Source organism: Kineococcus arenarius subsp. arenarius (assembly GCF_050871845.1).
In the GTDB taxonomy this organism is placed as follows: Bacteria; Actinomycetota; Actinomycetes; order Actinomycetales; family Kineococcaceae; genus Kineococcus.
The window spans coordinates 20,037-44,086 of sequence record NZ_JBJLSE010000025.1; the positions used below are offsets into that span (position 1 = coordinate 20,037).

The following is a 24,050-nucleotide window of genomic DNA, read 5'->3' on the forward strand; positions in this document are numbered from 1 at the left end:
CGGGTCAATGGCCATGGGACCCACGCAGAACTACGGGGACGGGGTCGCGACCACCTGGCGGCCTCGACCCGTCCTGGCCGCTCTCGTGCGGGCGACCGCCTCGACCGGGCCGTTGCTGCTCGCCCTGGGGATCGGCGCAGGCGCCGCGCACTGGCTGCCCGCCGCGCGGCTCGGCCTGCCCGCGACGGTGTGGTTGCTGCTCGTCGTGGGGGTCTCCTCCGGTGCGCTGGTCGTCCTCTCCACCTGGCTGCGCCGGCTGGTCCCCCTCTCCGCGCTGCTCCGGCTGAGCCTGGTCCTGCCCGACCGCGTCCCCAGCCGCTTCGAGGTCGCCCGCCGCACCTGGTCCCCCTCGGCCCTGGAGGCCGTGGACGACGCCACGCACGCCGACCGGGGGTCCGCCGAGTGGCTGCTGGCGCTCGTGAGCACCCTGGCGGCGCACGACGCGCGCACCCGGGCGCACGGCGAGCGGGTCCAGGCGTACGCCGCGCTGATCGGCCGTGAACTGGGGCTGCCCGCCGAGGACGTCGACCGGCTCAGCTGGGCCGCCCTGCTGCACGACGTCGGCAAGGTCCACGTCCCCGTCGACATCATCAACAAGAACGGCCGGCCCACGGACGAGGAGTGGGCCACCCTGCAGGAGCACCCCTGCCACGGCGGCCGGCTGGTCCAGCCGTTGCGCACGTGGCTGGGCCCGTGGCTCGACGGCGTGGAGCAGCACCACGAGCGGTGGGACGGCGGCGGGTACCCGCGGGGCCTGGCCGGCGAGGACGTCTCCCTCGCGGCGCGCGTCATCGCCGTCGCGGACACCTACGACGTGATCACCTCGGCCCGCGCCTACAAGAAGCCGATGACGGCCGAGCAGGCCCGGGCGGAGATCACCCGCTGCGCCGGCGCCCAGTTCGACCCCGACGTCGTCCGCGCGTTCCTCTCCGTCGGCATCGGCCGGCTGCGGCTGGTCGCCGGTCCGGCGACCCTGCTGGCAGCCCTGCCCGGGGTGGGGATCGCCCCCGCCCAGGCCCTGTCGGCCGCCTCCACGGTCGCGCAGACCGCCGGCGGGCAGGTGCTGGCTGCCGTGCTCTCCGCCGGGGTCGGGGTGGGTGCGGGCGTGACGGCCGCGGCGGCGCTGGCCGCCGCTCCCGCGGACGTGGCCGCCGTCGCGCAGCCCGTGGACACCACCGACGTGGCCGACGTGACCAGCGCGCCCGTGCCGCGCACCCCAGGGCCGAGCGCGACCGCGAGCGCCACCCCCACCCCCGTCGAGCCCTCCGCCCTGCCGACGCCGGCAGCGGCCGAGCCCGCGGCCACGGGGACCCCCACCCCCACCGGCTCGCCCACCGCCACCGGTTCGGCGGTGCGTGCCCTCGCCTCGAGCCAGAACCCGGCGCGCACGTCCACGCCCCGTCGGGCGTCGACCCCCTCGACCAGCGCACCGACCGCCGCCCCGACCAGTGCGACGGTGACGCCGACCGTCACGCCGACGCCGACGCCGACGGCCACGGCCACGCCCACGCCGACCGTCACGCCCACGCCGACGGCCACGCCCACGCCGACGCCGACGGCCACGCCCACGCCGACGCCGACGGCCACGCCCACGCCGACGCCGACGGCCACGCCCACGCCGACGCCGACGCCGACGGCCACGCCGACGCCGACGGCCACGCCCACGCCCACGCCGACGGCCACGCCCACGCCGACGGCCACGCCCACGCCGACGCCGACGCCGACGGCCACGCCCACGCCGACGGCCACGCCCACGCCGACGCCCACGCCGACGCCGACGGCCACGCCGACGCCGACGGCCACGCCCACGCCGACGGCCACGCCCACGCCGACGGCCACGCCCACGCCGACGGCCAGGCCCACTGCTGACGCGCACCGCCACGGGCCCGCCGGGACCCGGCGCCGCGCGTCAGCCCAGCGCCCAGGCGCGCAGCCGGGTCGTCAGCTCCGGCCGCCGGGCCACCGGCTCGCCGTCCAGGTGGGTGACCTCCACCACCCCCCGCACGCTGGAGGTCAGCCACACCGCGTCCGCCGCCCGCAGCCGCCGCGGCGGCACGAGCTCGGCGCCGGTGGGCACCCCGGCCGCCGCGGCGCCGGCGAACACCGCCGCCTGCGTGGTGCCGGGCAGCACGCCGGTGCCGTCCACGGGCGCGGTGAGCAGCCGGCCCCCGCTCGCCCACACGACGCTGGACGTGGCCCCCTCCAGGACCAGGCCCTCCGCGGAGGTCAGCAGCGCGTCGTCAGCGCCGCGCCGGGCGGCCTCGCGCAGCGCGGCGGTGTGCAGCGCGTACGAGAGGACCTTCGCACCGCCCAGCAGCCACGGCGCCGCGGCGTGCGCCCGCGCCGGGGTGCCGCGCGTCAGCGACACCACCCGCACCCCCTCGGTGCGGGCGCGCAGCACCCCGGCGGGCACCGGGCGCAGCGTCGCCAGCCCGGTCGGCCCGCGGCCGGGCACGCCCCGCGTCAGGGTCAGGCGCAGCACCGCCTCGGCACCGGCGGGCACCTCCCCGGTGAGCCGGGCGGCCAGCTCCTCCCACGCTCGGCGCTCGGGCTCCGGCAGGTCCAGGGCGAGCGCCGAGCGGGTGAGGCGGTCCAGGTGCGCGTCCAGGTGGACCACCCGCACCGGCGGCCCGCCGAGCACCAGGACGGTCTCGAAGACGCCGTCCCCGCGGGCCGGGCCGGCGTCGTCGGCCGCGGCGACCGGCGCGTCCCAGGGCACTTCCGCGCCGCCCAGCACCGCGGTGCGCGCCCGCACGGGTCCGGCGGGGGGAGGGGCGCTGCTCACCCCGGGGAGTCTGGCGCAGCGCGCGGACGGGCGGTGTCGGGCCCGCTCGGTAGGATCGGGGCGACAGCAGCTCCCCACAACGGAGGCGAACGGCCCACCGGGCCGACCATGGCCAGCAACGACCCCACCACCCCCGCCGAGGGCGTGCCCGGCGTCGAACCGGCGGCGACCGCCCGCCACGTCGTCGTCGTGCCCGCCGACGTCTCTATGGTCTCGCTCCTGGGCCCGCGCGACGAGCTCCTGCGCGTGCTGGAGCGGGCCTTCACCCGCGCCGACGTCCACGTGCGCGGCAACGAGATCACCGTCACCGGGTCCGCCGGCGAGGTCGCCCTCGTCGAGCGCCTCGTCGACCAGATGCTCGCCGTGCTCGCCGCCGGCCAGCCGCTGTCCCCGGACGCCGTGGAGCGCTCCGTGGCGATGCTGCGCGCCCAGGCCGCCGGCACCGGCAGCGAGCGCCCGGCCGACGTGCTGACGCTGAACATCCTGTCCAGCCGCGGGCGCACGATCCGCCCCAAGACGGTCAACCAGAAGCACTACGTCGACGCCATCGACGACCACACCGTCGTCTTCGGCATCGGCCCGGCCGGCACCGGCAAGACGTACCTGGCGATGGCCAAGGCCGTGCAGGCGCTGCAGGCCAAGCAGGTCAACCGGATCGTGCTCACCCGCCCGGCCGTCGAGGCCGGTGAGCGCCTCGGCTTCCTGCCGGGCACGCTGACGGACAAGATCGACCCGTACCTGCGCCCGCTGTACGACGCGCTGCACGACATGCTCGACCCGGACTCCATCCCCCGGCTCATGGCGGCGGGCACGATCGAGGTGGCCCCGCTGGCGTACATGCGCGGGCGCACCCTGAACGACGCCTTCATCATCCTCGACGAGGCGCAGAACACCTCGCCCGAGCAGATGAAGATGTTCCTCACCCGCCTCGGGTTCGGCTCGAAGGTCGTCGTCACCGGCGACGTGACGCAGGTCGACCTGCCCAGCGGCACCGAGTCCGGCCTGCGCGTGGTGCAGGACATCCTCGAGGGCATCGAGGACGTGCACTTCTCCCGGCTGACCAGCACCGACGTCGTGCGCCACCGGCTGGTCTCGGAGATCGTCGACGCGTACGGCCGCTGGGAGGACGCCCGGCCGGCCCGTGCGCAGCAGCCGCAGCAGCGCGGGCGCCGGTGAGGTCCGCGTGAGCATCGACGTCGTCGACGAGAGCAGCTTCGCGGCCGGCCGCGGTGTGGACACCGTGGAGGTGGCCGCGCTCGCCCGGCACGTGCTGGACGAGATGCGGGTGCACCCCCTGGCCGACCTGTCCGTGCTCATGGTGGACGGCGAGGCCATGTCCCGGTTGCACGAGCAGTGGATGGACGAGCCCGGCCCCACCGACGTCATGTCCTTCCCGATGGACCAGCTGCGCCCCGGCCGCGAGGGGCAGACCTCCGAGCCGGGCCTGCTGGGCGACGTCGTGGTCTGCCCGGAGGTCGCCGCCGCGCAGGCCGCGGCCTCCGGGCACGCAACCGCCGACGAGGTCCTGCTGCTGGTGACCCACGGCATCCTGCACCTGCTGGGCTACGACCACGCCGAGCCGGAGGAGGAGCGGGAGATGTTCACCCTGCAGCGCCGGCTGGTGCTGGGGTTCCTGGCCCGCATCGGCCGTCCCGGCGACCCGACGCCCACGGTGGGGCACCGCGCGCTGCCCGGCTCCGGCTCCGAGGGCTGAGGGCCGACGCCGTGGGGGCCCCCGCCGTCCCGCTGCTGCTGCTGGCGCTCGTCCTCGTCGTGGCCGCCGGTCTGGTCGCCGCCGCCGAGTCCGCCGTCGCGGGCACGTCCCGGCGCCGGGCCCGGGAGCTGGAGGCCGACGGCCGGCGCGGTGCCGGTGCGCTGCTGCGGGTGCTGGAGTCGGCCGCACCGGTGCTGACCGTCTGCACCCTGGTCCGCGTCGTCCTCGAGACCCTGGCGGCGGTGTGCGTCACCGTCGTGGTCGCCAGCTGGTCCGACGCCTGGTGGGTGGTCCTGCTCGCAGCGGGCCTGGGCATGTCCGCCCTGGACTTCGTGCTCGTGGGCGTGGGCCCGCGCACCCTGGGCCGGTTGCACGCCGAGACCGTGGGCCTGCTGGCCGCGCCCGTGCTCGCGCCGCTGAGCCGGGTGCTGGGCCCGGTGGCGCACGCGCTGGTGCTCGTCGGCAACGCCGTGACGCCCGGCCGCGGCACCCCGCACGGCCCGTTCGGCACCGAGGCGGAGCTGCGAGAGATCGTCGAGCTGGCGGGCGAGACGGCCGTCATCGAGGCCGGCGAGCACCGCATGATCCACTCGGTCTTCGAGCTGGGCGACACGCGCGTGCGCGAGGTCATGGTCCCGCGCACCGACGTCGTCTCGCTGCGCCGCGGCACCGGCCTGCACGAGGCCGAGGAGCTGCTGCTGCGCTCGGGGTTCTCGCGCGCGCCCGTCGTGGGCGAGGACGCCGACGAGGTGCTCGGCGTGCTCTACCTCAAGGACGTCGCCCGCCGCTTCCACGACGACCCCGCCGCCGCGCGCCGCACCCCCGTGGAGGACGTCGCCCGCCCGGCCGCGTTCGTGCCCGACAGCCTGCCGGTGGACGACCTGCTCAAGCGGATGCAGCACGACACCACGCACGTGGCGGTCGTCGTCGACGAGTACGGCGGCACGGCGGGGCTGGTGACCATCGAGGACGCCATCGAGGAGATCGTCGGCGACATCGCCGACGAGTACGACCGCGGCGCCCCCGACGTGGAGGAGCTGGGCGACGGCGGCTACCGGGTCTCGGCGCGCCTGGCCGTGGACGAGGTCGGTGAGCTGTTCGGCATCGAGATCGACGACGAGGAGGTCGACACCGTCGGCGGGCTGCTCGCCAAGACCCTCGGGGAGGTCGTCGTGCCCGGCTCGGCGGCGCAGGTGCACGGGCTGCACCTGGAGGCCGAGCGCCGCGGCGGCCGGCGCAACCAGGTCCGCACGGTCCTGGTGCACCGCGCCGACGCGCCCGCGCGCGAGGACGGCGGCGCGGACGAGCAGGAGGGGGAACTGGTGAGCGGTGCGGGAGGTCGGCGTGAGTGAGCAGCGGGACCAGGGGCGCGGGGAGGAGCGGGCCCCGGAGCACCGCTCCGGGTTCGCCTGCCTGGTGGGCCGGCCGAACGCCGGCAAGTCCACCCTGACCAACGCCCTGGTGGGGCAGAAGGTCGCCATCACCTCCAGCCGGCCGCAGACCACGCGGCACACCGTGCGCGGCGTCCTGCACCGCCCGGACGCGCAGCTGGTGCTCGTGGACACCCCCGGCCTGCACCGCCCCCGCACGCTGCTGGGCCAGCGGCTGAACGACCTCGTGCACGAGACGCTCGCCGAGGTCGACGTGGTCGCGCTGTGCGTGCCCGCCGACGAGCGCATCGGCCCCGGCGACCGCTTCATCGCCGAGGCGCTGGCCGCCGCCCCCCGCTCGGTGAAGGTCGCCCTGGTCACCAAGACCGACAAGGTGCGCCCGGAGCGGGTGGCCGAGCAGCTGCTCGCCGTCAGCGCCCTGGGGGAGGAGCTGCTGGGCGGTTTCGCCGACGTCGTGCCCGCCTCCGCCGTCACCGGCGAGCAGGTCGACGTGGTGGCCGACGTGCTGCTCTCGCACCTGCCGCCCGGGCCCCGGATGTACCCCGACGGCGAGCTGACCGACGAGCCGGAGGACGTCATGGTCGCCGAGCTGGTGCGCGAGGCGGCGCTGGAGGGCGTGCGCGACGAGATGCCCCACTCCCTGGCGGTGGTCGTGGAGGAGAAGACCCGCCGGGAGAGCGGCCTGCTGGAGGTCCACGTGTGGCTGTACGTGGAGCGGGAGAGCCAGAAGGGCATCATCATCGGCCGCGGCGGTGCGCGCCTGAAGGACGTCGGCACCCGTGCGCGCCGCTCCATCGAGGCGCTGCTCGGCGAGCGCTGCCACCTGGACCTGCGGGTGAAGGTCGCCAAGGACTGGCAGCGCGACCCCAAGCAGCTGCAGCGCCTGGGCTTCTAGGGGTGTGCGCGCCGTGCCCGCGGGAGCAGGCCCGGTGAGCGGCGGGGCGCGGTTGCGCTGGCTGGGGCACTCCACAGCCGTGCTCGACGCGGTGGGCGTGCGAGTGGTCACCGACCCGGTGCTGCGCCCCGGCCTGGTGCACCTGCGCCGGCGCCCGCCGCTGCCGGACCCGGAGCACTCCGCCGACCCGGCCCTGGTGCTGGTCTCGCACCTGCACCACGACCACCTGGACCTGCCCTCCCTGCGGCGGCTGCGCCCGCGCTGGGTGGTGGCCCCGCCCGGTGCCGCCGCGTGGCTGCAGGACCGGCTGCGCGGCACCGGCAGCGCGGTGGTGGAGACCGCCGTGGGCCGGTGGCTGGACCTGCCCGGCCCGTCGGGTCCGGTCGCGGTGACGGCGCTGCCCGCCCACCACGACGGGGGGCGCACCCTGGGGCGGGTGACCGGCGCACCGGTGGACTCGGTGGCCGTCGGTCACCTGGTGCGGCTGCCCGGGGTGTTCCCCGAGCGGGCGCGGTCCGACGGCGGGCCCGACCTGCTGCTGTGGGCGCTGGGCGACACCGGTCCCTTCGACGGGCTGGCCACGGCCGTGCTGGCCGCCGCCGGCCGGTGCCCGGACGTGGCGCTGGTGCCGGTCGGCGGGTGGTGGCGCACGCTGGGCCCGCACCACCTGGACCCGGAGGAGGCGGCCGCGGAGGTGACCGCGGTGGGACCGGCCGTGGCGGTGCCGGTGCACTGGGGCACGCTCGCGCCGCTGGGCCTGGCCCGGGCCATGGGGGACCGGTGGACGGCCCCCGGGCGCCGGTTCGCGCGGGCGGTCGCGGCCGGTGGCGCCTCCCGGGCGGTGCTGCTGGCACCCGGCGGTGCGCTCGACCTGGACGGTGCGGGGCTGCTGCGGGTGCCGGCGGCCCGGTGAGGGGCCCGGCCGCGCGAGCCGGTGCCGCTCACGCGACCGCCAGCGCGGGCAGGCCCAGGGCGAGGAACCGCGCCGAGCGCCCGGCGAGGCAGCAGGCGGTGAACACGGGCACCGGGGTCCGGCGCAGGCCCGCCGCGATGCTCGTCACCGCCAGCGGGGGCACGCCCGTGGTCGCGCTCAGCAGCACGACCGGGCCGGCCCAGCGCCCCGAGTCCAGCGCCGTCAGGCAGCGCTCGCCCCAGCGGCGCACCGCCCGCGCCCACCACGCCGTCCGCGGGGCCGCCGCGCCGGGGGGCTCGGCGCCCGCGGCCGCCGAGCCGGTGCGCCCCCGGCCGCGGGGGCGGTGCAGCAGACCCACCAGCCGGTGGGCGCCGTGGCGCGCGCCGAGCATCAGCGCCACCTTGCCGAGCGTCTGGCCCAGCGCCACGCCGAGGACCACGGGAACGGCCGTGCGGGGCCTGCCGACGGCCGCGGCGAGCACCACCGCCTCGGCGTTGACGACGGGCAGGACGGCCGAGACGGCCCCCACGGCGATCGCGGCGAGGACCTCCAGCGCGACACCGGTGGCCCTCAGGTCCTCCACGGGCGCGTCACCGCGGGGCCCGGCTCAGGCGGGCCACCCGGACGGCGGAGAGGCACTTGACGGCCAGCACCGCCACGGCGACCGCCGTCGCCGCCCCCTCGAAGCCCAGCACGAGGCACGCCACCACGCCCGAGGTGTTCAGCGCCTTCGCCGGCTTCGACCAGTTCCACAGCCAGACCCGCCGGTCGACGAGGTGGAAGTGGTTGGGGCTGACCAGCGGCCAGCGCAGGAAGGCCAGCGACAGCAGGCAGTCCACGACCATGAACTGCAGCAGGAACACCGCTGCGGGCACGGCGATGGAGGGGTGCCAGCCGAGGTAGGTCGTCAGCAGCACGGCGGTGCAGGCGCGGTCGCTGAGGATGTCCAGCACCGCCCCCTGGCGCGTCTCCTGGTCCATCAGGCGCGCCACGGCGCCGTCGAGCACGTCGCCCACCCAGTACGCCAGGTACGCCACCAGCAGCAGCGCCGGTGAGCCGGTGGCGGCCGCCGCGCACCCGAGCGCGACCGCGACCGCGGTGCGCACCGCGGTGACCGCGTTCGCCGTCGTCGTCCACGGTTCCGCCACGCCCGGCGCCGCGGTGCGGGGGGCGGGGTGGGGGGCTGTCCGGGAGAACGGCATGGCTCGTCCACCGTAGTCGCGCGCGTGCGCCCCGTGGTGAAAACGCACGTCACCCTCTCGGGGGCCACCCGTTTTGACAGGTGCGGGCGTCCTCGCGTTTGATGACGCCACCATCCAGAGCGGCCGAGAGACCTGGCTCGACGACGCCGCAGCAACCTCCATCAGCTCCCTGGCCGGAGCGGGCGGTGCGGTGCTCACGCCAGGAGCGATGGAGGAGCAGTGTCGGCCGTACCCACGCGTCCCGCGTCCAGTCCAGCCACGTCCGGCGCCGCCGTGCCCGGCCCCGCTGTGCCCGGCCCCGCCGTGGCAGCACCCGGCGGTGCGCCCGCGGCGCAGCGCGTCGAGGCCGCCGGCGTCGCCCTGCGGGGGGTGGGGCGCTCGTTCACCACCGGCTCCGGCAGGCACGACGTCCTGGCCGGGGTGGACGTGGACGTGGCGCCCGGCAGCACCGTGGCGCTGCTGGGCGCGTCCGGCTCCGGCAAGTCCACCCTGCTGCGCCTGGTCGCCGGGCTGGACACCCCCACCTCCGGCACCGTGGAGGTCGGCGGCGAGCCGGTGCGCGGGGTGGGCGGGCGCACGGCCGTGGTGTTCCAGGAGCCGCGGCTGCTGCCGTGGCGGGACCTGGCCGGCAACGTCGCCCTGGGGCTGCCGCTGGGCACCCCCCGCGCCGAGGGGCGCGCGCAGGTGCTGCACCAGCTGGAGACCGTGGGCCTGGCCGGGTTCGCCGGTCACCGCCCGCGCCGGGTGTCCGGCGGCATGGCCCAGCGCGCCGCGCTGGCCCGCGCCCTGGTGCGCCGCCCCGGTGTCCTGCTGCTGGACGAGCCGTTCGCCGCGCTCGACGCCCTGACCCGCCTGAAGATGCAGGACCTGCTGGACGACGTGCAGCGCGGTACCGGTGCGACCGTCCTGCTCGTCACCCACGACGTCGACGAGGCGCTGCACCTGGCCGACCGCGTGCTGGTGCTGGGAACCACCGAGGGCCGTGCCGGCGCCCACGTCGTGCGCGACCTGGCCGTGGGGCCGCCGCGCCCGCGCGACCGGGGCGACGCCGACCTCGCCCACCTGCGCGTGGAACTGCTCGAACTGCTCGGCGTGCCGCGCGCGCACGCCTGAGCGCCCGGCCCCCGGCCCGGGCACCGCTGCACCCGCGAACCCCGCGGCACGCCTGCTGACCCCTGCGAACCCCGTCGTCCGCCGCTCGTGCGGGCGACCCTGCCCCTGGAGAGAACCGTGTCCCACTTCCCCCGCCCCCTCGCGCGCCGCACCGCCCTGGGTGCCCTGTTCGGCGGCGTCGCCCTCGGTGCCGCCGGCTGCGTGCAGGGGGAGTCCTCCACCGGAACGGCGCCGTCCGCCGGTTCCGCGTCCGGTGGCGGGGACACCGTCCGCCTCGACTACGCGTACTACAACCCGCTGAGCCTGGTGGTGCGCCAGCAGCGGATCCTCGAGGACGCGGGCCTGACGGTGCAGTGGGAGCAGTCCCTCGGCAGCAACAAGGCCAACGAGTTCCTGCGCAACGACAACCTGGACCTGGCCTCCACCGCCGGGGCGGCCGTGCTGCAGGCCCGCTCCAACGGCCAGGCCGTGCAGACCGTCGACGTCTACTCCCAGCCGGAGTGGACCGCCCTGGTCGTCGGCGCCGACTCCACGGTGAGCGACGTGGCGGGCCTGCGCGGCAAGCGCATCGCCGCCACGACCGGCACCGACCCGTACTTCTTCCTGCGCCAGGCGCTGGACCAGGCGGGGCTGGCGGCCTCCGACGTGGAGATCGTCAACCTGCAGCACCCCGACGGCCGCGCGGCGCTGGAGCGCGGCGACGTGGACGCCTGGGCGGGCCTGGACCCGAACATGGCCGCCACCCAGCTCAGCGCCGGCTCGCGCCTGCTGTACCGCAACGTGGACTTCAACACCTACGGCGTGCTCAACGCCCGCGAGGAGTTCATCGAGAGCTCCCCGGAGCTCGTGCAGCAGGTCGTCGACGCCTACGAGCAGGCGCGCGCCTGGGCGCTGGCGAACCCCGACGAGCTCGTGGCGCTGTACGCCGAGCAGGCGCAGCTGGACCCCGAGGTCGCCTCGCTGGTGCTGACCGAGCGCACCGGCCTGGACATCGACCCGGTGCCGGGCGACGCGCAGCGCACCGTGCTGGAGGGCGTCATCCCGCTGATGGCCGCCAACGGCGACGTGCGCTCGGAGGAGGAGGCGCTCACGGCCCTGGACGGGCTGTTCGCGCCGCAGTTCGCCGAGCAGGCGGCCTCGGCGTGAGCGTGAGCGCGCCGGAGCGGCCGGCGGCGGTGGAGGCGCCGGCCCGCCGCGCCGGTTCCGGGCGGTGGCTGCTGGGGGTGCTGGTCCCGCTGGCGCTGCTGGCGGCGTGGCAGCTGTGCTCGACCCTGGAGGTGTTCTCGCGCGTGCAGCTGCCGCCGCCGGCGGACGTGCTGCGCGCCGCGGTGGAGATGTGGGGCACCGGGGAGCTGCAGCGGAACATCGCCATCAGCACGCAGCGCGTCCTGCTGGGGTTCCTGTGGGGTGCGGGCCTGGGGGTCGTGCTGGGTGGGCTGACCGGTCTGCTGCGCTCCGTCTCGGCGCTGCTGAGCCCGACGATCGGGGCGCTGCGCGCGGTGCCCTCGCTGGCCTGGGTGCCGCTGCTGGGCCTGTGGATCGGCATCGGGGAGACCCCGAAGATCGTGCTCATCGCGATCGGCGCGTTCTTCCCCGTCTACACCACGGTGCACTCCGCGCTGAGCCACCTGGACCCCGCCCTGGTGGAGGTGGGCCGCGCCTACGGCCGCAGCGGGGTGCGGCTGTTCACCGAGATCCTGCTGCCGGCGACCGCGCCGTCGCTGCTCTCGGGGTTGCGCCTGGCGCTGGCGCAGGCGTGGCTGTTCCTCGTGGCGGCCGAGTTCCTCAACGGCGCGATGGGCCTGGGGTTCCAGATGACGAACGGGCAGAACGTCGGCCGCACCGACCAGGTGCTGCTGGCGATCCTGCTGCTGGCGCTCCTGGGCAAGCTCTCCGACGTGCTGCTGGGCCTGGTGGAGCAGCGGGTCAAGCGCAACCGCAGCTGAGCGATCCGGGGCCGCCCACCGGGAACCCGGTGGACGGCCCCCGGCGCGTTGCGGTTGCCTCGGTGCGTGGACGAGACCTGGGACCTGCCCGAGCACCCGGAGCTGCGCGACGGCGACGTGCTGCTGCGCCGGCACACCGCCGCCGACCTCGACGCCGTCGTCGAGCAGTGCCGCGACGCGGACACCGTGCGCTTCACCACGGTGCCCGCGCCCTACGGGCGCGCGGACGCGGAGGGTTTCGTCGCCGGGCTCGCCGCCGCGTGGGAGCGCGGCGAGGTCGCCGGGTGGGCGGTCCAGGCCGGTGACCGCTTCGCGGGGACCGTGGACCTGCGCCACCGCCCGGCCGGCTGGGCGGAGATCGGGTTCGGCCTGGCGCCCTGGGCGCGGGGCCGCGGCGTCACGACCCGCGCGGTGCGACTGGCCCTGGCGTGGGGCTTCGACGAGCTGCACCTGGCCGGCGTGCACTGGCAGGCCGTCGTCGGCAACACCGCCTCCTGGCGGGTCGCGCAGAAGTGCGGCTTCCGGCGGGAGGGCGAGGTGCGCGGGCTGCTCGTGCACCGCGGTGAGCGCTTGGACGGCTGGATCGGCTCGCTGCTGGCGGGCGAGCTCGTGCGCACGGGCTCGCCCGCCACCTCGTGAGCGACCGCCCGGGCCGGTGGTCCGGGCGGCCCCCGCCGGGGGGATCGACTCACGTCAGGGCATCGGCATCCCGCCGGTGACGCCGATGCGCTCGCCGGTGATGTAGCTGGACTCCTGCGAGGCCAGGAACACGTAGGCGGGCGCCAGCTCCGCGGGCTGGCCGGCGCGGCCCAGGGGGGTCTCGCTGCCGAAGGAGCCGACCTGCTCGGCGGGCATCGTGGCCGGGATGAGCGGGGTCCAGATCGGTCCCGGGGCGACGCAGTTGACGCGGACGCCCTTCTCGCCCAGCTCCTGCGCCAGGTTCTTGGTGAAGTTCACCAGCGCCGCCTTCGTGGAGGCGTAGTCCAGCAGCGACGGCGAGGGCTGGTACGCCTGGATCGAGACGGTGTTGATGATGCTGGAACCGGGCTGCAGGTGCGGCACCGCGGCCTTGCACAGCCAGAACGTCGCGAACACGTTGGTCGTGTAGGTGCGCAGCAGCTGCTCGGTGCTCAGGTCCTCGATGCCGCCGACGGCCATCTGGTAGGCGGCGTTGTTCACCAGCACGTCGAGACCGCCGAGCTCGTCGACGGTGCGCTGGACGACCTGCCGGCAGAACTCCTCCTCGCGCAGGTCGCCGGGCACGCTGACGCCCTTGCGCCCGGCGGCTTCGACCAGCGCGACGGTCTCGTCGGCGTCGGCCTGCTCCTCGGGCAGGTGGACGATCACGACGTCGGCGCCCTCGCGGGCGTAGGCGAGGGCGACCGCGCGGCCGATGCCGGAGTCGCCGCCGGTGATGAGCGCGCGCTTGCCGGTGAGCCGGCCGCTGCCGCGGTACGTGTCCTGCCCGTAGTCCGGCGGCGGGTCCATCTGCCCCTCCAGGCCGGGGTGCGGGATCGACTGCTCCGGCTGGGACCGCGGGTGCTGGGTCGTCGGGTCGGTGGGGGTGCTCTGGTCGGGTGCCATGCCCGGTCCCTACCCGCGGTGGGGGGGCGCCACACCGTGTGGTGCGCTCGCCGCTCGTGTCGTCTTGTCCAGCGGCCCGATCGGGGAGACGCTGCTGGACGGCGAGACCACGGTCCGGCTCGATGACGAGGCAGGCGCCACCCGCGGATCCGGCGGGCGGACCGGGCCGTGCGGGCAGACCCCCCGCGCGGCCCCGCAGGACCCGCAGGCGACGGTGCCCGCGGCAGCCAGGAGGAGGGACGACGACGTGCCACCCACCGTGCCACACACCCCGCCACGCACCCCGCCACGCACCCCGCCACCCACCGCGCCGCCCGCCCTGCGGGCCGCCGGGCCCCTGAGCCGGCGCTCGCTGCTGACCGCCGGGGCGGCGCCCTCGCGCTCGGGGCAGCCGGCTGCGGGTCCTCCGCCGGCACCGGCGGGCGCGAGGAGGTCCGCTTCTTCCAGAACAAGCCGGAGGTCATCGCCTACTTCGGGGACCTCGTGGCGGAGTTCAACGCCTCGCAGTCCGGGGTGCTCGCCGTCCACGACTCCTCCCAGACGGCGCTGGTGCCCCAGTTCGTGCGCGGCGCACCGCCGGACCTGGCTGCGTGGAACTACACCCTCGAGGTCGGCGGCTACGTCTCGACCGGGGTGCTCACGGACCTGTCGGACCTGCCCGAGGCGCAGCGCGTCGACCCCAAGTACCAGGTGCTGGTCGACCAGTTCGCCACCAACGAGGGGGAGACGAACGTGCTGCCCTACTCCGTCGCCTCCGCGGGGGTGATCTACAACGCGCGGCTGTTCGAGCAGAACGGCGTGGCCGTGCCGCAGACCTGGAGCGAGCTCGTGCAGGCGTGCGAGACCTTCCGGGCCGCAGGGGTCACGCCCGTCTACAGCACCTTCCAGGAGGTGTGGACCATCCAGCAGGGCCTGTTCGACTACTGCACCGGCAGCGCCCTGGACGTGGCCGCCTTCTTCGCCGACCTGCGCGCCCTGGGGGCGGACGCCGGCCCCGAGGAGGAGGTGTCGTTCTCGAACGTCTTCGCCGAGCCGGTCGAGAAGATGCTGCAGCTGGCCTCCTACTCCAACCCCGACGCGGCCAGCCGCGCCTACGCCGACGGCAACCTGGCGTTCGGCCGCGGTCAGGCGGCCATGTACCTGCAGGGCCCGTGGGCGCTGGGCGAGATCGCCAAGGTGAACCCCGACCTGCCGGTGGGCACGTTCCCGCTGCCGATGGGCGACGAGCCAGGCCAGGCCGCCGCCCGGGTCAACCTCGACCTGGCCCTGTGGATCCCCGAGGCCTCCGGGCACCAGACCGCGGCGCGCGAGTTCCTGCAGTGGCTCATGCGCGACGAGGTCATCGCCCGCTACAACGCCGACAACCTGGCGACCTCACCGCTGCTGGGCGCCGCCCCCCTGCAGGACCCGCGCCTGGTCGGCCTGCAGCCCGCGCTGGACGCCGGGCGCATCTACCAGGGCGCCAACACCTACATCCCGCTGACGATCCCGGTCGGCAACTACCTGCAGGAGGCCGTGCGCTCCGGGGACGGCGAGCGCCTGCTGCGCCGCATCGACGAGGACTGGGCGCGGCTGGCGACCCGCTCGGCCGCCTGAGCGCCGCCGCAGAGCGAAGGAGATCTCGTGGCCACCACCTCACCGCACCGCTCCCGGAGCGGGCGCCGCGCCGCCGGCGGCGCGCACTCCGACGTCGCCGTCGTGCGGAGCCGCGCCCCGCGCCGCCGCGTCGACGCCGTGTCCTACCTGTTCCTGCTGCCGGCGCTGGCCCTGTTCACCCTGTTCATCGTGCTGCCCGCCCTGGTCGGCGCGGTCATCAGCCTCACCGACTACGTCGGGTACGGCGAGTGGGAGTTCATCGGGCTCGCCAACTACGCCGTGCTGTTCACCGACCCGAACGTCCTGCACGCCTACGGCTTCACCCTGGGCTTCTCGGTCGTCACGGTGCTCCTGGTCAACGTCCTGGCCCTGGCCCTGGCGCTGGGCCTGAGCGCGAAGATCAAGCTGAAGACGGCGCTGCGCGCGGTGTTCTTCATCCCCATGGTGGTCTCCGGCATCGTCATCGCCTTCGTCTTCAACCACCTCCTGTCCACTTCCCTGCCCGCGCTGGGCGGCGCGCTGGGCATCGGGTGGCTGCGGGAGAGCGTCCTGGCCAACCCCGACCTGGCGTGGGTGGGCGTCGTGGTGGTGACCGCCTGGCAGGCCGTGCCCAGCGCGCTGATCATCTACCTGGCCGGCCTGCTGGCGGTGCCGGAGGAGGTCTACGAGGCCGCCGCCCTGGACGGTGCCGGCGCCTGGCGCCGGTTCGCCTCGATCACCCTGCCGCTGGTCGCCGGGTACGTCGTCATCAACACCGTGCTGGGGTTCAAGAACTTCCTCAACGCCTACGACATCATCGTGGGCCTGACCGACGGCGGCCCGGGGACGGCGACCCGCAGCGTGGCCATGACCATCTTCACCGGCTTCACCAACGGCGACTACGCCTACCAGATGGCCAACGCGGTGGTCTTCTTCGTCCTCGCCGTGGTCATCTCCGTCCTGCAGCTGCAGATCATCCGCCGCCGAGGAGTGTCGCTCTGATGGTCACCGCCGACCCCGCCACCGTCGCCGCGGTCTCCCGCGGGAACCGCCGCGGCTCCACCCCCCTGCGCGGGCGCGGCTGGGGCCTGACCGCGCTGCTGGCCCTGACGTCCCTGGCGGTCCTGGTGCCCCTGTACTTCGCCGTCGTCATGGCGTTCAAGACGCCCGAGCAGGCCGTCGCCGGCACCGGCTTCGCCCCGCCGTGGCCGCTGAACTGGGCCAGCTTCGCCGACGCCTGGACGCTGACGGGTTTCCCCCGGGCCTTCGCCGTCTCGGTGCTGGTCAGCGTCGTCAGCGTCGCCGGGTGCCTGCTGCTGGCGTCGTGGGCCTCCTACGCGATCGTGCGCAACTGGGACCGCCGGCTGTTCCGGTACTCCTACTTCTACCTGCTGGCCGCCATGTTCATCCCCTTCCCCGTGGTGGCGCTGCCGCAGGTCAAGCTCACCGCGGTGCTCGCGCTGGACAACCCCGTCGGCGTCGCGCTGCTGCACGTGATGTTCCAGCTGTCCTTCAGCGTGCTGCTGTACTCGGCGTTCCTGCGCTCCATCCCCCTGGAGCTGGAGGAGAGCGCCCGCATGGACGGGGCGAGCACCTGGCAGGTGTTCTGGCGGGTCGTCTTCCCGCTGCTGGCCCCCATGAACGCCACGGTCGGCATCTTCGCCTTCCTGGCCAGCTGGAACGACTTCATGATGCCCTCGCTCATCACCGCCGACCAGACGCTGCAGACGATCCCCGTCGTCCAGAAGATCTTCCAGCTGGCGTTCTCCACCGACTACAACGTGGCCTTCGCCTCCTACCTGATGGCGATGGCCCCCACGATCCTCGTCTACGTGTTCGCCCAGCGCTGGGTGATGAGCGGGGTCACCCGCGGGGCGGTCAAGTGAGGCCGGCCGCGGTGGCCTCGGGGTGCCGGGGGAGGGGGGCCGGTGCACTGTGGAGGCATGAGCGAACCGACCACCAACCCCATCGACCCCGACGGCGACCCGGGTGAGCTGAACCCGCGCGACCTGCGGGGCGTGCAGACCGGCGACGGGGCCGCGCAGGACCCCGGTGCCGAGGACGACCCCGACGGCGACCCGCAGCAGCTCAACCCCCGCGACGACCGCTGACGCCCCGCACCGCCCGGGCCGGCCACCGGCCCGGGCGGTGCGGCGCCGCCGGCTCGTCCCGCCCCCCCGCGTGGACGAGCCGGGGGCCGGGCGCGTACGGTGCTGCCGTGGCTCGCTGGGAGACCCTCCTCCTTCGCCGCCGCGGCGGGGCCAGCTAGGCCGGTCTCCCCGTCGCGGGACCTCGTCGTGCGCGCCGGCCGAGCACATCCGGTCCCGCGTAGAGGAGCTTGAGCTGTGGAGAACACCCAGAAGCCGTCGTCGATGCCGTACCACCGGTACCGCCCCTTCCACGAGCAGATCGCCGTGGACCTGCCCGACCGCACGTGGCCCGGCAAGCGGATCACGAAGGCGCCCCGCTGGTGCGCGGTGGACCTGCGCGACGGCAACCAGGCCCTGATCGACCCCATGAACTCCGAGCGCAAGCTGCGGATGTTCCAGCTGCTGGTGGAGATGGGCTACAAGGACGTCGAGGTGGGCTTCCCCTCGGCCAGCCAGACCGACTTCGACTTCGTGCGCACCCTGATCGAGCAGGACCTGATCCCCGACGACGTGCGCATCCAGGTCCTGACCCAGGCGCGCGAGCACCTCATCGAGCGCACCTACGAGTCCCTGCGCGGGGCGAAGCAGGCGATCGTGCACCTGTACAACTCCACCTCCGTGCTGCAGCGGCGCGTGGTGTTCGGGATGGACGAGGACGGCATCGTCGACCTGGCCCTGCAGGGCGCGCGGCTGTGCCGCAAGTACGAGGAGACGATCCCGGGCACGACCGTCTACTACGAGTACTCCCCGGAGTCCTACACCGGCACCGAGCTGGAGTTCGCCCGGCGCATCTGCGACGCGGTGGTGGAGGTGTTCGAGCCCACGCCCGAGCGCAAGGTGATCGTCAACCTGCCCGCGACGGTGGAGATGGCCACCCCGAACGTGTACGCGGACTCCATCGAGTGGATGTCGCGCAACCTGGCGCAGCGCGAGAACGTGGTCCTGTCCCTGCACCCGCACAACGACCGCGGCACCGGCGTGGCCGCGGCCGAGCTGGGCTACCTGGCCGGCGCGGACCGCATCGAGGGCTGCCTGTTCGGCAACGGCGAGCGCACCGGCAACGTCGACCTGGTCACCCTGGGGCTGAACCTCTTCAGCCAGGGCGTCGACCCGGAGATCGACTTCTCCGACATCGACCGGATCCGCCGCACGGTGGAGCACTGCAACCAGCTGCCCGTGGGCGAGCGCGCCCCCTACGGCGGGGACCTGGTCTTCACCGCGTTCTCCGGGTCGCACCAGGACGCCATCAAGAAGGGCCTGGAGGCGATGGAGCGCGACGCGGCCGCCGCCGGCAGGAGCGTCGACGAGCACGAGTGGGCGGTGCCGTACCTGCCCATCGACCCCAAGGACGTCGGCCGCAGCTACGAGGCCGTCATCCGGGTCAACTCGCAGTCCGGCAAGGGCGGCGTGGCCTACCTGCTCAAGAGCGAGCACCAGCTGGACCTGCCGCGGCGGCTGCAGATCGAGTTCAGCCGCGTCGTGCAGGAGCGCACGGACGCGGCCGGCGGGGAGGTCTCGGCCGCGGAAATCTTCGAGATCTTCTCCGACGAGTACCTGCCCTCGCCCTCCGGCACGCCCGACTGGGGCCGGCTGGCGCTGCGCGCCACCCGCTCGGTCTCCGAGGTCGACGGCGTCGACGCGCTGGAGGTCGACCTGCTGGACGCGGGGACGACCACCACGGTCGCCGGCACCGGCAACGGGCCCATCGCCGCGTTCTGCGCCGCGCTGGCCGGGCTGCCCGCCGGGCCGGTGGACGTGCGCGTCCTGGACTACGCCGAGCACGCCCTGTCCGCCGGCGGCGACGCGCGCGCCGCGGCGTACGTCGAGTGCGCCGTGGGCCAGCGCGTCCTGTGGGGGGTCGGCATCGACGCCAACATCACCACCGCCTCGCTGAAGGCGATCGTGTCGGCCGTGAACCGGGCCCTGCGCTGAGGCGCCCGGCCCGCCGCTGCGCGCGGCGGGCCGGGGAGCGCCCCCCGGGGGTCGTCGAGCGCGCACCGTCCGGCCCTTCCGGCTGCGCGGCGCCCGCTCACGGTTAGGATCAGTCACCATCCGTGCTCGACCGCGCGGGGGACAGGGGGCGATCGACGTGGGCAGCGCTGCAGCCGCGGCCGGGCCGGCCGGGCGGGAGCTGGAGCCGTCCGGGCCGTTCGGGCCGTTCGACGCCCTCGCCGAGGAGGCGCACCGCCTCTACCTGGACGGCTACGGCGAGCGGGCCGTACAGGCCGCGCGCGAGGGCCTGGTGCTCTGCGAGGCCGCCGGCGACGAGCGCACCGCGCGGTACCTGCAGTTCATCTGCTGCGTCGCCCTGCAGCAGCTCGGCCGCGCCGCCGAGGCCGCCGCGGAGGCCGGTCACCTGCTGCAGCGCCTGGGCCCGCGCGCCGACCCGGTCTGGCGCGCCAAGGCCCTGTCGCTGCTGGCCGAGGCCCGCGTGGACCTGGGCATGACGGCCCTGGCGATGGACCACCTGGCCGAGGCGCAGCTCATCGTCACCGCCCAGCCCGTGCGCACCTACGACCACCTGTCGGCCACCATGTCGGTGGCCCTGGCGCTGCGCGCGCTGGCGCTGTTCGAGCCGGCCGACGAGCTGACCGAGCTGATGCTCTCGCTGACCTTCCCCCCGGCCCGGGTGCGCCTGAACGTCGTGCAGGAGGCCGCCGTCCTGGAGGTGTCCTGGGGCGCGATGCTCGACGTCGTCGGCCGCTCGGGCGAGACCGGGCCGCACTACGCGCGGGCCCTCGGGCACGCCGCCCGGATGCGCTCGCTGGCGCAGGAGGTCGGCTACCCGGAGATGCGCGCCCGCGCCGACGCCATCGAGGGGTTCGTGCTGCACCGCACCGGTGAGCCCGCCCTGGCCGCCGCGCGCCTGCGCGTGGCCGCCGCCGCCTTCCGCCAGCGCGAGGAGCTGGTGGAGACCCAGATCGCGCGCGTGGGCCTGGCGATGTCGCTGTCCGCCGAGGGCGACCTGGACGGGGCCCGGGAACTGCTGCTGGCCGTGCAGCGCACCTCCTCCAGCACCCAGCTGGACGTGTGGGGCCTGACCGCCCTGAAGGTGCGCGCCGACAACGCCGTGCGCCACCACGGCGGCCACGAGGCCGCCGACGCGCTCGCCGAACTGGCGCGCATCTCCCTGTCGCGGCTGTGGGAGGACCGCGAGAGCCGGTTCGAGGCGCTGCAGGACCGCATCCGCCAGCACGAGATGGCCGAGCAGAACGAGCGGCAGGGCCGCGCCGCCCTGACCGACCCCATGACCGGCCTGGGCAACCGGCGGCGCCTGCAGCAGGTCCTGGAGCGGCCCGACCAGCGCTACAGCGCCGTGCTCGTCGACCTGGACGGGTTGCGCGCGGCCAACGACGAGCACGGCCCGGAGGCCGGGGACGCGGTGCTGCGGCGCGTGGCCGCGCTGCTGGTGGAGAGCTGCCGCGAGGACGACGTGCTGGTGCGCTACGGGGGCGACGAGTTCGTCGTGCTGCTGCCCGCCGACCGCCCGGGGCCGGCGCCCGTCCTCGTCGCCGAGCGGCTGCTGGCGGCGGTGCGGCAGGAACCGTGGGCGCACCTCGCCCCCGGGCTGCGGATGAGCGCGTCCGTGGGGGTGGCCGGGCCCGCCCCGGCGGCCGAGGCCCTGGCGGCCGCCGACGCGGCGTGCACGCGCGCCCGGCGCGCCGGCGGCGACCGCATCGAGCTCGCCTGACGCGCGGGCACCGGCGCCGCGCCGCCGTGTCGGTGCCGGGGCCTACGCTGCCCGGGTGAGTGGGATCGGGGGGCCGCGCAGCTACCGCGACGACGCCGTCGTGCTGCGCACCGCCAAGCTCGGCGAGGCCGACCGCGTCATCACCCTGCTGACCCGCCACCACGGCCGGGTCCGGGCCGTGGCCAAGGGGGTGCGCCGCACCTCCTCGCGCTTCGGCGCCCGCCTGGAGCCGTTCACCTGCGTGGACGCGCAGCTGCACCGCGGCCGCTCCCTCGACATCGTCACGCAGGTGGACGTCCTCGCCCCCCTGGGTGCGGTCATCGCCGCCGACTACGGCCTCTACACCGCCGGGCACGCCCTGCTGGAGACGGCCGAGCGGTTCACCGAGGTGGAGGGGGAGAGCAACACCCAGCAGTACCTGCTGCTGGTGGGGGCGCTGCGCACCCTGGCCCGCGGCGAGCACGCCGCCACCATGGTCCTGGACGCCTTCCTCCTGCGGTCCCTCGCCGTGGCCGGCTACGCCGCCAGCTTCGCCGACTGCGCGCGCTGCGGCGATCCGGGCCCGCACCGCGCGTTCAACGTGGCCGCCGGCGGGGCGGTGTGCCCGGCGTGCCGCCCGCCCGGCTCAGCCGCCCCCGACCCGCGCACCCTGGAACTGCTGGCCGCGCTGCTGACGGGCGACTGGGACACCGCCGACGCCAGCGACCAGCGCTGCCGCGACGAGGGCAGCGGGCTGGTGGCCGCGTTCCTGCAGTGGCACCTGGAGCGGGGCATCCGCTCCCTGGAGCACGTCGAGCGGGTCTGAGCGAGCGCACCGGCGCACCCGTGCGAAGCTCGGGCCTCGTGAGCACCCCCGCACGACGCACCCTCGGGCGCCGCGCCGCGGCACCCGCCCCCCGCGCCGTCCAGGCGCCCCCGCCGCACCCCTCAGGCGCCCGCCCCCCGCAGCTGCCGCCGGAGCTGGTGCCCCGGCACGTGGCGATCGTCATGGACGGCAACGGCCGCTGGGCCAACGCGCGCGGGCTGCCGCGCAACGAGGGCCACAAGCGCGGCGAGGCGTCGCTGCTGGACGTCGTCGCCGGTGCCATCGAGATCGGGGTCACCCACGTCTCGGCGTGGGCGTTCTCCACGGAGAACTGGAAGCGCAGCCCCGAGGAGGTGCGCTTCCTCATGGGCTTCAACCGCGACGTCATCCGGCGCCGACGCGACGAGATGCACTCCTGGGGCGTGCGGGTGCGCTGGGCCGGGCGCCGACCGCGCCTGTGGCGCAGCGTCATCGACGAGCTGGAGGCCGCCGAGGAGCTGACGAGGGACAACACCGTCTGCACCCTGACGATGTGCGTGAACTACGGCGGCCGCGCCGAGATCGCCGACGCCGCGCGCGCCATCGCCCGCGAGGTCGCTGCCGGCCGCATCAACCCCGACCGGGTGGACGAGCGCACGGTGGCGCGCTTCCTCGACGAGCCCGACATGCCCGACGTGGACCTGTTCTGGCGCTCCTCCGGGGAGCAGCGCACCTCCGGGTTCCTGCCCTGGCAGTCCGCGTACGCCGAGATGGTCTTCTCCGACGTGCTGTGGCCGGACGTGGACCGCCGCGCCCTGTGGGCGGCGATCCAGACCTACGCCGAGCGCGACCGCCGCTACGGCGGCGCCGTCGACGCGCCGGGGGCCCCGCCGGAGGCGGCACCGTGACCGCCGCCGGCGCGCGGGCGGCGCTGACCTCGCTGACGTCCCCGGTGGTGCGGGAGGTGCGCGGGACGGTGCGCTGGGGCGTGCAGCACGGCATGCCCCGCCTGGCGGTGCGCCGCGGCGCGCGCACCGGGGACCTGCAGTCCCTGCTGCTGGCCGACCCGCCCACCTGGCGCGAGCCGTACGCCTTCCACGAGCGGGTCCGCGCCGCCGGGCCGCTGCTGACCGGCCGCTTCACCTGCATGAGCGCCTCGCACGCCGTGGTGCGCGAGGTGCTCGCCGGCACCGACTTCGGCGTGGGCGCCCTGCACGACGCCCCCCTGCCGCGCCTGCGGCCGCTGCTGGCGTGGGCCGGCCGGGACCGGCCCACGCACCCCGTGGAGCCGCCCTCGATGCTCGCCGTCGACCCGCCCGAGCACACCCGCTACCGCCGCCTGGTCTCCGGGGTCTTCACCGCCCGCGCCGTGGAGGGCCTGCGCCCGCGCGTGCAGGAGATCGCCGACGAGCTGCTCGAGGAGCTCGCCCGGCGCGGGCCGCTGGTCGACGCCGTGCGCGACTACGCGCTGCGGCTGCCCGTCGCCGTCATCGCCGAGATCCTCGGCGTGCCGCCGCACCGGCGCGAGGAGCTGCGCGCCTTCGACGCGGGCCTGGCCGGCAGCCTGGAGGTCGCCGCCCCGTGGCGCGACGTGCGGGCCGTCGACGCGGCCCTGCGCGGTTTCGACACCTGGATCGGCGAGCACCTGCAGCAGCTGCGCCGCCGCCCCGGCGACGACCTGCTCAGCAGGCTGGTGGCCGCCACCGACGACGACGGCGACGGCAGCGGGGCGCGCCTGAGCGAGCGGGAGCTGCGGTCCACCGCCGGGCTGCTGCTGGCCGCCGGGTTCGAGACGACCGTGAACCTCCTCGGCTCCGCGACCCGCCTGCTGCTGGACGAACCCGGCCAGCTCGACCTCCTGCGCGCCGACCCCGCGCTGTGGCCGGGCGCGGTGGAGGAGGCCCTGCGGGTGGAGACGCCGGTGCAGCTGACCTCCCGCCGCGCGCTGCGCACCACCCGCGTCGCCGGCTGCGAGGTGCGGGCGGGAGCCCGGGTGGTGCTGCTGCTGGGCGCGGCCAACCGCGACCCGGACGTCTTCCGCGACCCCGCCCGCTTCGACGTGCGCCGCGCCAACGCCCGCGAGCACGTCGCCTTCTCCGGCGGCCGGCACTTCTGCCTGGGGGCGGCGCTGGCCCGGCTCGAGGGGCAGGTGGGGCTGCGCGCGCTGTTCGAGCGGTTCCCCCACCTGCGCCTCGCGCCCGGGGCGCGGCGCACCACCACGCGGGTGCTGCGCGGCTGGGAACGGCTGCCGGTGCGGCTGGCGTAGAGCGCCGGGACGCACCGCGGCCCCGCCCCTCGCGCGAGGGG

23 protein-coding genes, 1 pseudogene and 1 riboswitch are annotated in these 24,050 nt (G+C 75.7%); of the genes and pseudogenes, 19 read left to right on the top strand and 5 right to left on the bottom strand.

Going from position 1 to position 24,050, the window contains the following annotated elements; all coding sequences use genetic code 11:
* Positions 1–13: 13 nt before the first annotated feature.
* Positions 14–853: pseudogene (locus tag ACRYM0_RS08575) on the top strand (HD-GYP domain-containing protein); the annotation flags it as partial.
* On the opposite strand, the gene ACRYM0_RS08580 reads toward ACRYM0_RS08575, so the two are convergent.
* Both ACRYM0_RS08580 and ACRYM0_RS08585 read right to left on the bottom strand, forming a co-directional pair.
* The gene (locus tag ACRYM0_RS08580) at positions 835–1,863 is read right to left on the bottom strand and encodes a hypothetical protein (RefSeq protein WP_432504088.1); all 1,029 of its coding nucleotides are present in this window, start codon (positions 1,861–1,863) and stop codon (positions 835–837) included. The pseudogene ACRYM0_RS08575 and the gene ACRYM0_RS08580 overlap by 19 nt on opposite strands.
* Positions 1,864–1,909: 46 nt before the next feature.
* Positions 1,910–2,785 carry an aminotransferase class IV gene (locus ACRYM0_RS08585; RefSeq protein ID WP_432504075.1) on the bottom strand — a complete coding sequence of 292 codons (876 nt, stop codon included), beginning with the start codon at positions 2,783–2,785 and terminating at the stop codon, positions 1,910–1,912.
* A 108-nt stretch (positions 2,786–2,893) separates the two neighbouring features.
* Here ACRYM0_RS08585 and ACRYM0_RS08590 point away from each other — a divergent pair, with 108 nt between their 5' ends.
* Genes ACRYM0_RS08590 through ACRYM0_RS08610 form a run of 5 tightly spaced genes read left to right on the top strand, consistent with a single transcriptional unit; the run spans position 2,894 to position 7,698 of the window.
* Positions 2,894–3,961, top strand: coding sequence for a PhoH family protein (locus ACRYM0_RS08590; protein WP_432504076.1), 1,068 nt, complete (start codon positions 2,894–2,896; stop codon positions 3,959–3,961).
* Positions 3,962–3,968: 7 nt separating this feature from the next.
* A complete protein-coding gene (gene ybeY, locus ACRYM0_RS08595) occupies positions 3,969–4,499 on the top strand; it encodes an rRNA maturation RNase YbeY (RefSeq protein WP_432504079.1) in 531 nt (176 codons plus the stop codon).
* Between the two features lie 11 nt (positions 4,500–4,510).
* Complete coding sequence (locus tag ACRYM0_RS08600) at positions 4,511–5,851, top strand: hemolysin family protein (RefSeq protein ID WP_432504039.1); 1,341 nt, start codon at positions 4,511–4,513, stop codon at positions 5,849–5,851.
* A complete protein-coding gene (era, locus tag ACRYM0_RS08605; RefSeq protein ID WP_432504041.1) occupies positions 5,844–6,785 on the top strand; it encodes a GTPase Era in 942 nt (313 codons plus the stop codon). The genes ACRYM0_RS08600 and era overlap by 8 nt, the downstream gene beginning before the upstream one ends.
* 34 nt (positions 6,786–6,819) lie before the next feature.
* On the top strand, positions 6,820–7,698 hold the full coding sequence (locus ACRYM0_RS08610; protein WP_432504043.1) for an MBL fold metallo-hydrolase: 879 nt from the start codon (positions 6,820–6,822) through the stop codon (positions 7,696–7,698).
* A 28-nt stretch (positions 7,699–7,726) separates the two neighbouring features.
* Here the strand turns inward: ACRYM0_RS08610 and ACRYM0_RS08615 are convergent, their stop codons facing one another.
* A complete protein-coding gene (locus tag ACRYM0_RS08615; RefSeq protein WP_432504045.1) occupies positions 7,727–8,281 on the bottom strand; it encodes a hypothetical protein in 555 nt (184 codons plus the stop codon).
* Positions 8,282–8,288: 7 nt separating this feature from the next.
* The gene (locus ACRYM0_RS08620) at positions 8,289–8,900 is read right to left on the bottom strand and encodes a CDP-alcohol phosphatidyltransferase family protein (protein ID WP_432504047.1); all 612 of its coding nucleotides are present in this window, start codon (positions 8,898–8,900) and stop codon (positions 8,289–8,291) included.
* A 107-nt stretch (positions 8,901–9,007) separates the two neighbouring features.
* A riboswitch (SAM riboswitch) is annotated at positions 9,008–9,115 on the top strand.
* A gap of 88 nt (positions 9,116–9,203) precedes the next feature.
* Between ACRYM0_RS08620 and ACRYM0_RS08625 the strand changes: the two genes are divergently transcribed.
* The 4 genes from ACRYM0_RS08625 to ACRYM0_RS08640 all read left to right on the top strand — a co-directional run bounded on the left by ACRYM0_RS08625 (position 9,204) and on the right by ACRYM0_RS08640 (position 12,598).
* On the top strand, positions 9,204–10,013 hold the full coding sequence (locus tag ACRYM0_RS08625) for an ABC transporter ATP-binding protein (RefSeq protein WP_432504082.1): 810 nt from the start codon (positions 9,204–9,206) through the stop codon (positions 10,011–10,013).
* A 117-nt stretch (positions 10,014–10,130) separates the two neighbouring features.
* Positions 10,131–11,159: an aliphatic sulfonate ABC transporter substrate-binding protein gene (locus ACRYM0_RS08630; RefSeq protein ID WP_432504049.1), complete on the top strand. Its 1,029-nt coding sequence runs from the start codon at positions 10,131–10,133 to the stop codon at positions 11,157–11,159.
* Positions 11,156–11,959: an ABC transporter permease gene (locus ACRYM0_RS08635; protein WP_432504051.1), complete on the top strand. Its 804-nt coding sequence runs from the start codon at positions 11,156–11,158 to the stop codon at positions 11,957–11,959. The genes ACRYM0_RS08630 and ACRYM0_RS08635 overlap by 4 nt, the downstream gene beginning before the upstream one ends.
* A gap of 66 nt (positions 11,960–12,025) precedes the next feature.
* Complete coding sequence (locus ACRYM0_RS08640) at positions 12,026–12,598, top strand: GNAT family N-acetyltransferase (protein ID WP_432504053.1); 573 nt, start codon at positions 12,026–12,028, stop codon at positions 12,596–12,598.
* A gap of 54 nt (positions 12,599–12,652) precedes the next feature.
* On the opposite strand, the gene ACRYM0_RS08645 is transcribed toward ACRYM0_RS08640, so the two are convergent.
* Positions 12,653–13,543: an SDR family oxidoreductase gene (locus tag ACRYM0_RS08645; RefSeq protein ID WP_432504055.1), complete on the bottom strand. Its 891-nt coding sequence runs from the start codon at positions 13,541–13,543 to the stop codon at positions 12,653–12,655.
* 168 nt (positions 13,544–13,711) lie between these two features.
* Between ACRYM0_RS08645 and ACRYM0_RS08650 the strand changes: the two genes are divergently transcribed.
* From ACRYM0_RS08650 to ACRYM0_RS08690, 9 genes are all read left to right on the top strand, one after another.
* Positions 13,712–15,139: an ABC transporter substrate-binding protein gene (locus ACRYM0_RS08650; RefSeq protein ID WP_432504056.1), complete on the top strand. Its 1,428-nt coding sequence runs from the start codon at positions 13,712–13,714 to the stop codon at positions 15,137–15,139.
* Positions 15,140–15,166: 27 nt separating this feature from the next.
* The gene (locus ACRYM0_RS08655) at positions 15,167–16,120 is read left to right on the top strand and encodes a carbohydrate ABC transporter permease (RefSeq protein WP_432504059.1); all 954 of its coding nucleotides are present in this window, start codon (positions 15,167–15,169) and stop codon (positions 16,118–16,120) included.
* A complete protein-coding gene (locus tag ACRYM0_RS08660) occupies positions 16,120–17,004 on the top strand; it encodes a carbohydrate ABC transporter permease (RefSeq protein ID WP_432504061.1) in 885 nt (294 codons plus the stop codon). The genes ACRYM0_RS08655 and ACRYM0_RS08660 overlap by 1 nt, the downstream gene beginning before the upstream one ends.
* Positions 17,005–17,061: 57 nt before the next feature.
* Positions 17,062–17,229, top strand: a complete 168-nt coding sequence (locus ACRYM0_RS08665) for a hypothetical protein (protein ID WP_432504063.1) — start codon at positions 17,062–17,064, stop codon at positions 17,227–17,229.
* Positions 17,230–17,490: 261 nt separating this feature from the next.
* On the top strand, positions 17,491–19,200 hold the full coding sequence (gene leuA / locus ACRYM0_RS08670) for a 2-isopropylmalate synthase (RefSeq protein WP_432504084.1): 1,710 nt from the start codon (positions 17,491–17,493) through the stop codon (positions 19,198–19,200).
* A 157-nt stretch (positions 19,201–19,357) separates the two neighbouring features.
* Positions 19,358–20,959, top strand: coding sequence for a GGDEF domain-containing protein (locus ACRYM0_RS08675; RefSeq protein WP_432504065.1), 1,602 nt, complete (start codon positions 19,358–19,360; stop codon positions 20,957–20,959).
* 55 nt (positions 20,960–21,014) lie between these two features.
* Positions 21,015–21,764, top strand: a complete 750-nt coding sequence (gene recO, locus ACRYM0_RS08680; RefSeq protein WP_432504067.1) for a DNA repair protein RecO — start codon at positions 21,015–21,017, stop codon at positions 21,762–21,764.
* Positions 21,765–21,802: 38 nt separating this feature from the next.
* The gene (locus ACRYM0_RS08685; protein WP_432504069.1) at positions 21,803–22,651 is read left to right on the top strand and encodes an isoprenyl transferase; all 849 of its coding nucleotides are present in this window, start codon (positions 21,803–21,805) and stop codon (positions 22,649–22,651) included.
* 92 nt (positions 22,652–22,743) lie between these two features.
* Positions 22,744–24,009, top strand: a complete 1,266-nt coding sequence (locus tag ACRYM0_RS08690; RefSeq protein ID WP_432504086.1) for a cytochrome P450 — start codon at positions 22,744–22,746, stop codon at positions 24,007–24,009.
* Positions 24,010–24,050 lie beyond the last annotated feature (41 nt).

What these genes read in the sequence shown, in the direction of transcription:
- ACRYM0_RS08590 (WP_432504076.1), top strand. Translation starts at nt 2,894, where the DNA reads ATGGCCAGCAACGACCCCACCACCCCCGCCGAGGGCGTGCCCGGCGTC.
- ACRYM0_RS08620 (WP_432504047.1), bottom strand. Translation starts at nt 8,900, where the DNA reads ATGCCGTTCTCCCGGACAGCCCCCCACCCCGCCCCCCGCACCGCGGCG.
- ACRYM0_RS08645 (WP_432504055.1), bottom strand. Translation starts at nt 13,543, where the DNA reads ATGGCACCCGACCAGAGCACCCCCACCGACCCGACGACCCAGCACCCG.
- ACRYM0_RS08660 (WP_432504061.1), top strand. Translation starts at nt 16,120, where the DNA reads ATGGTCACCGCCGACCCCGCCACCGTCGCCGCGGTCTCCCGCGGGAAC.
- ACRYM0_RS08665 (WP_432504063.1), top strand. Translation starts at nt 17,062, where the DNA reads ATGAGCGAACCGACCACCAACCCCATCGACCCCGACGGCGACCCGGGT.
- leuA (WP_432504084.1), top strand. Translation starts at nt 17,491, where the DNA reads ATGCCGTACCACCGGTACCGCCCCTTCCACGAGCAGATCGCCGTGGAC.
- ACRYM0_RS08690 (WP_432504086.1), top strand. Translation starts at nt 22,744, where the DNA reads ATGCCCCGCCTGGCGGTGCGCCGCGGCGCGCGCACCGGGGACCTGCAG.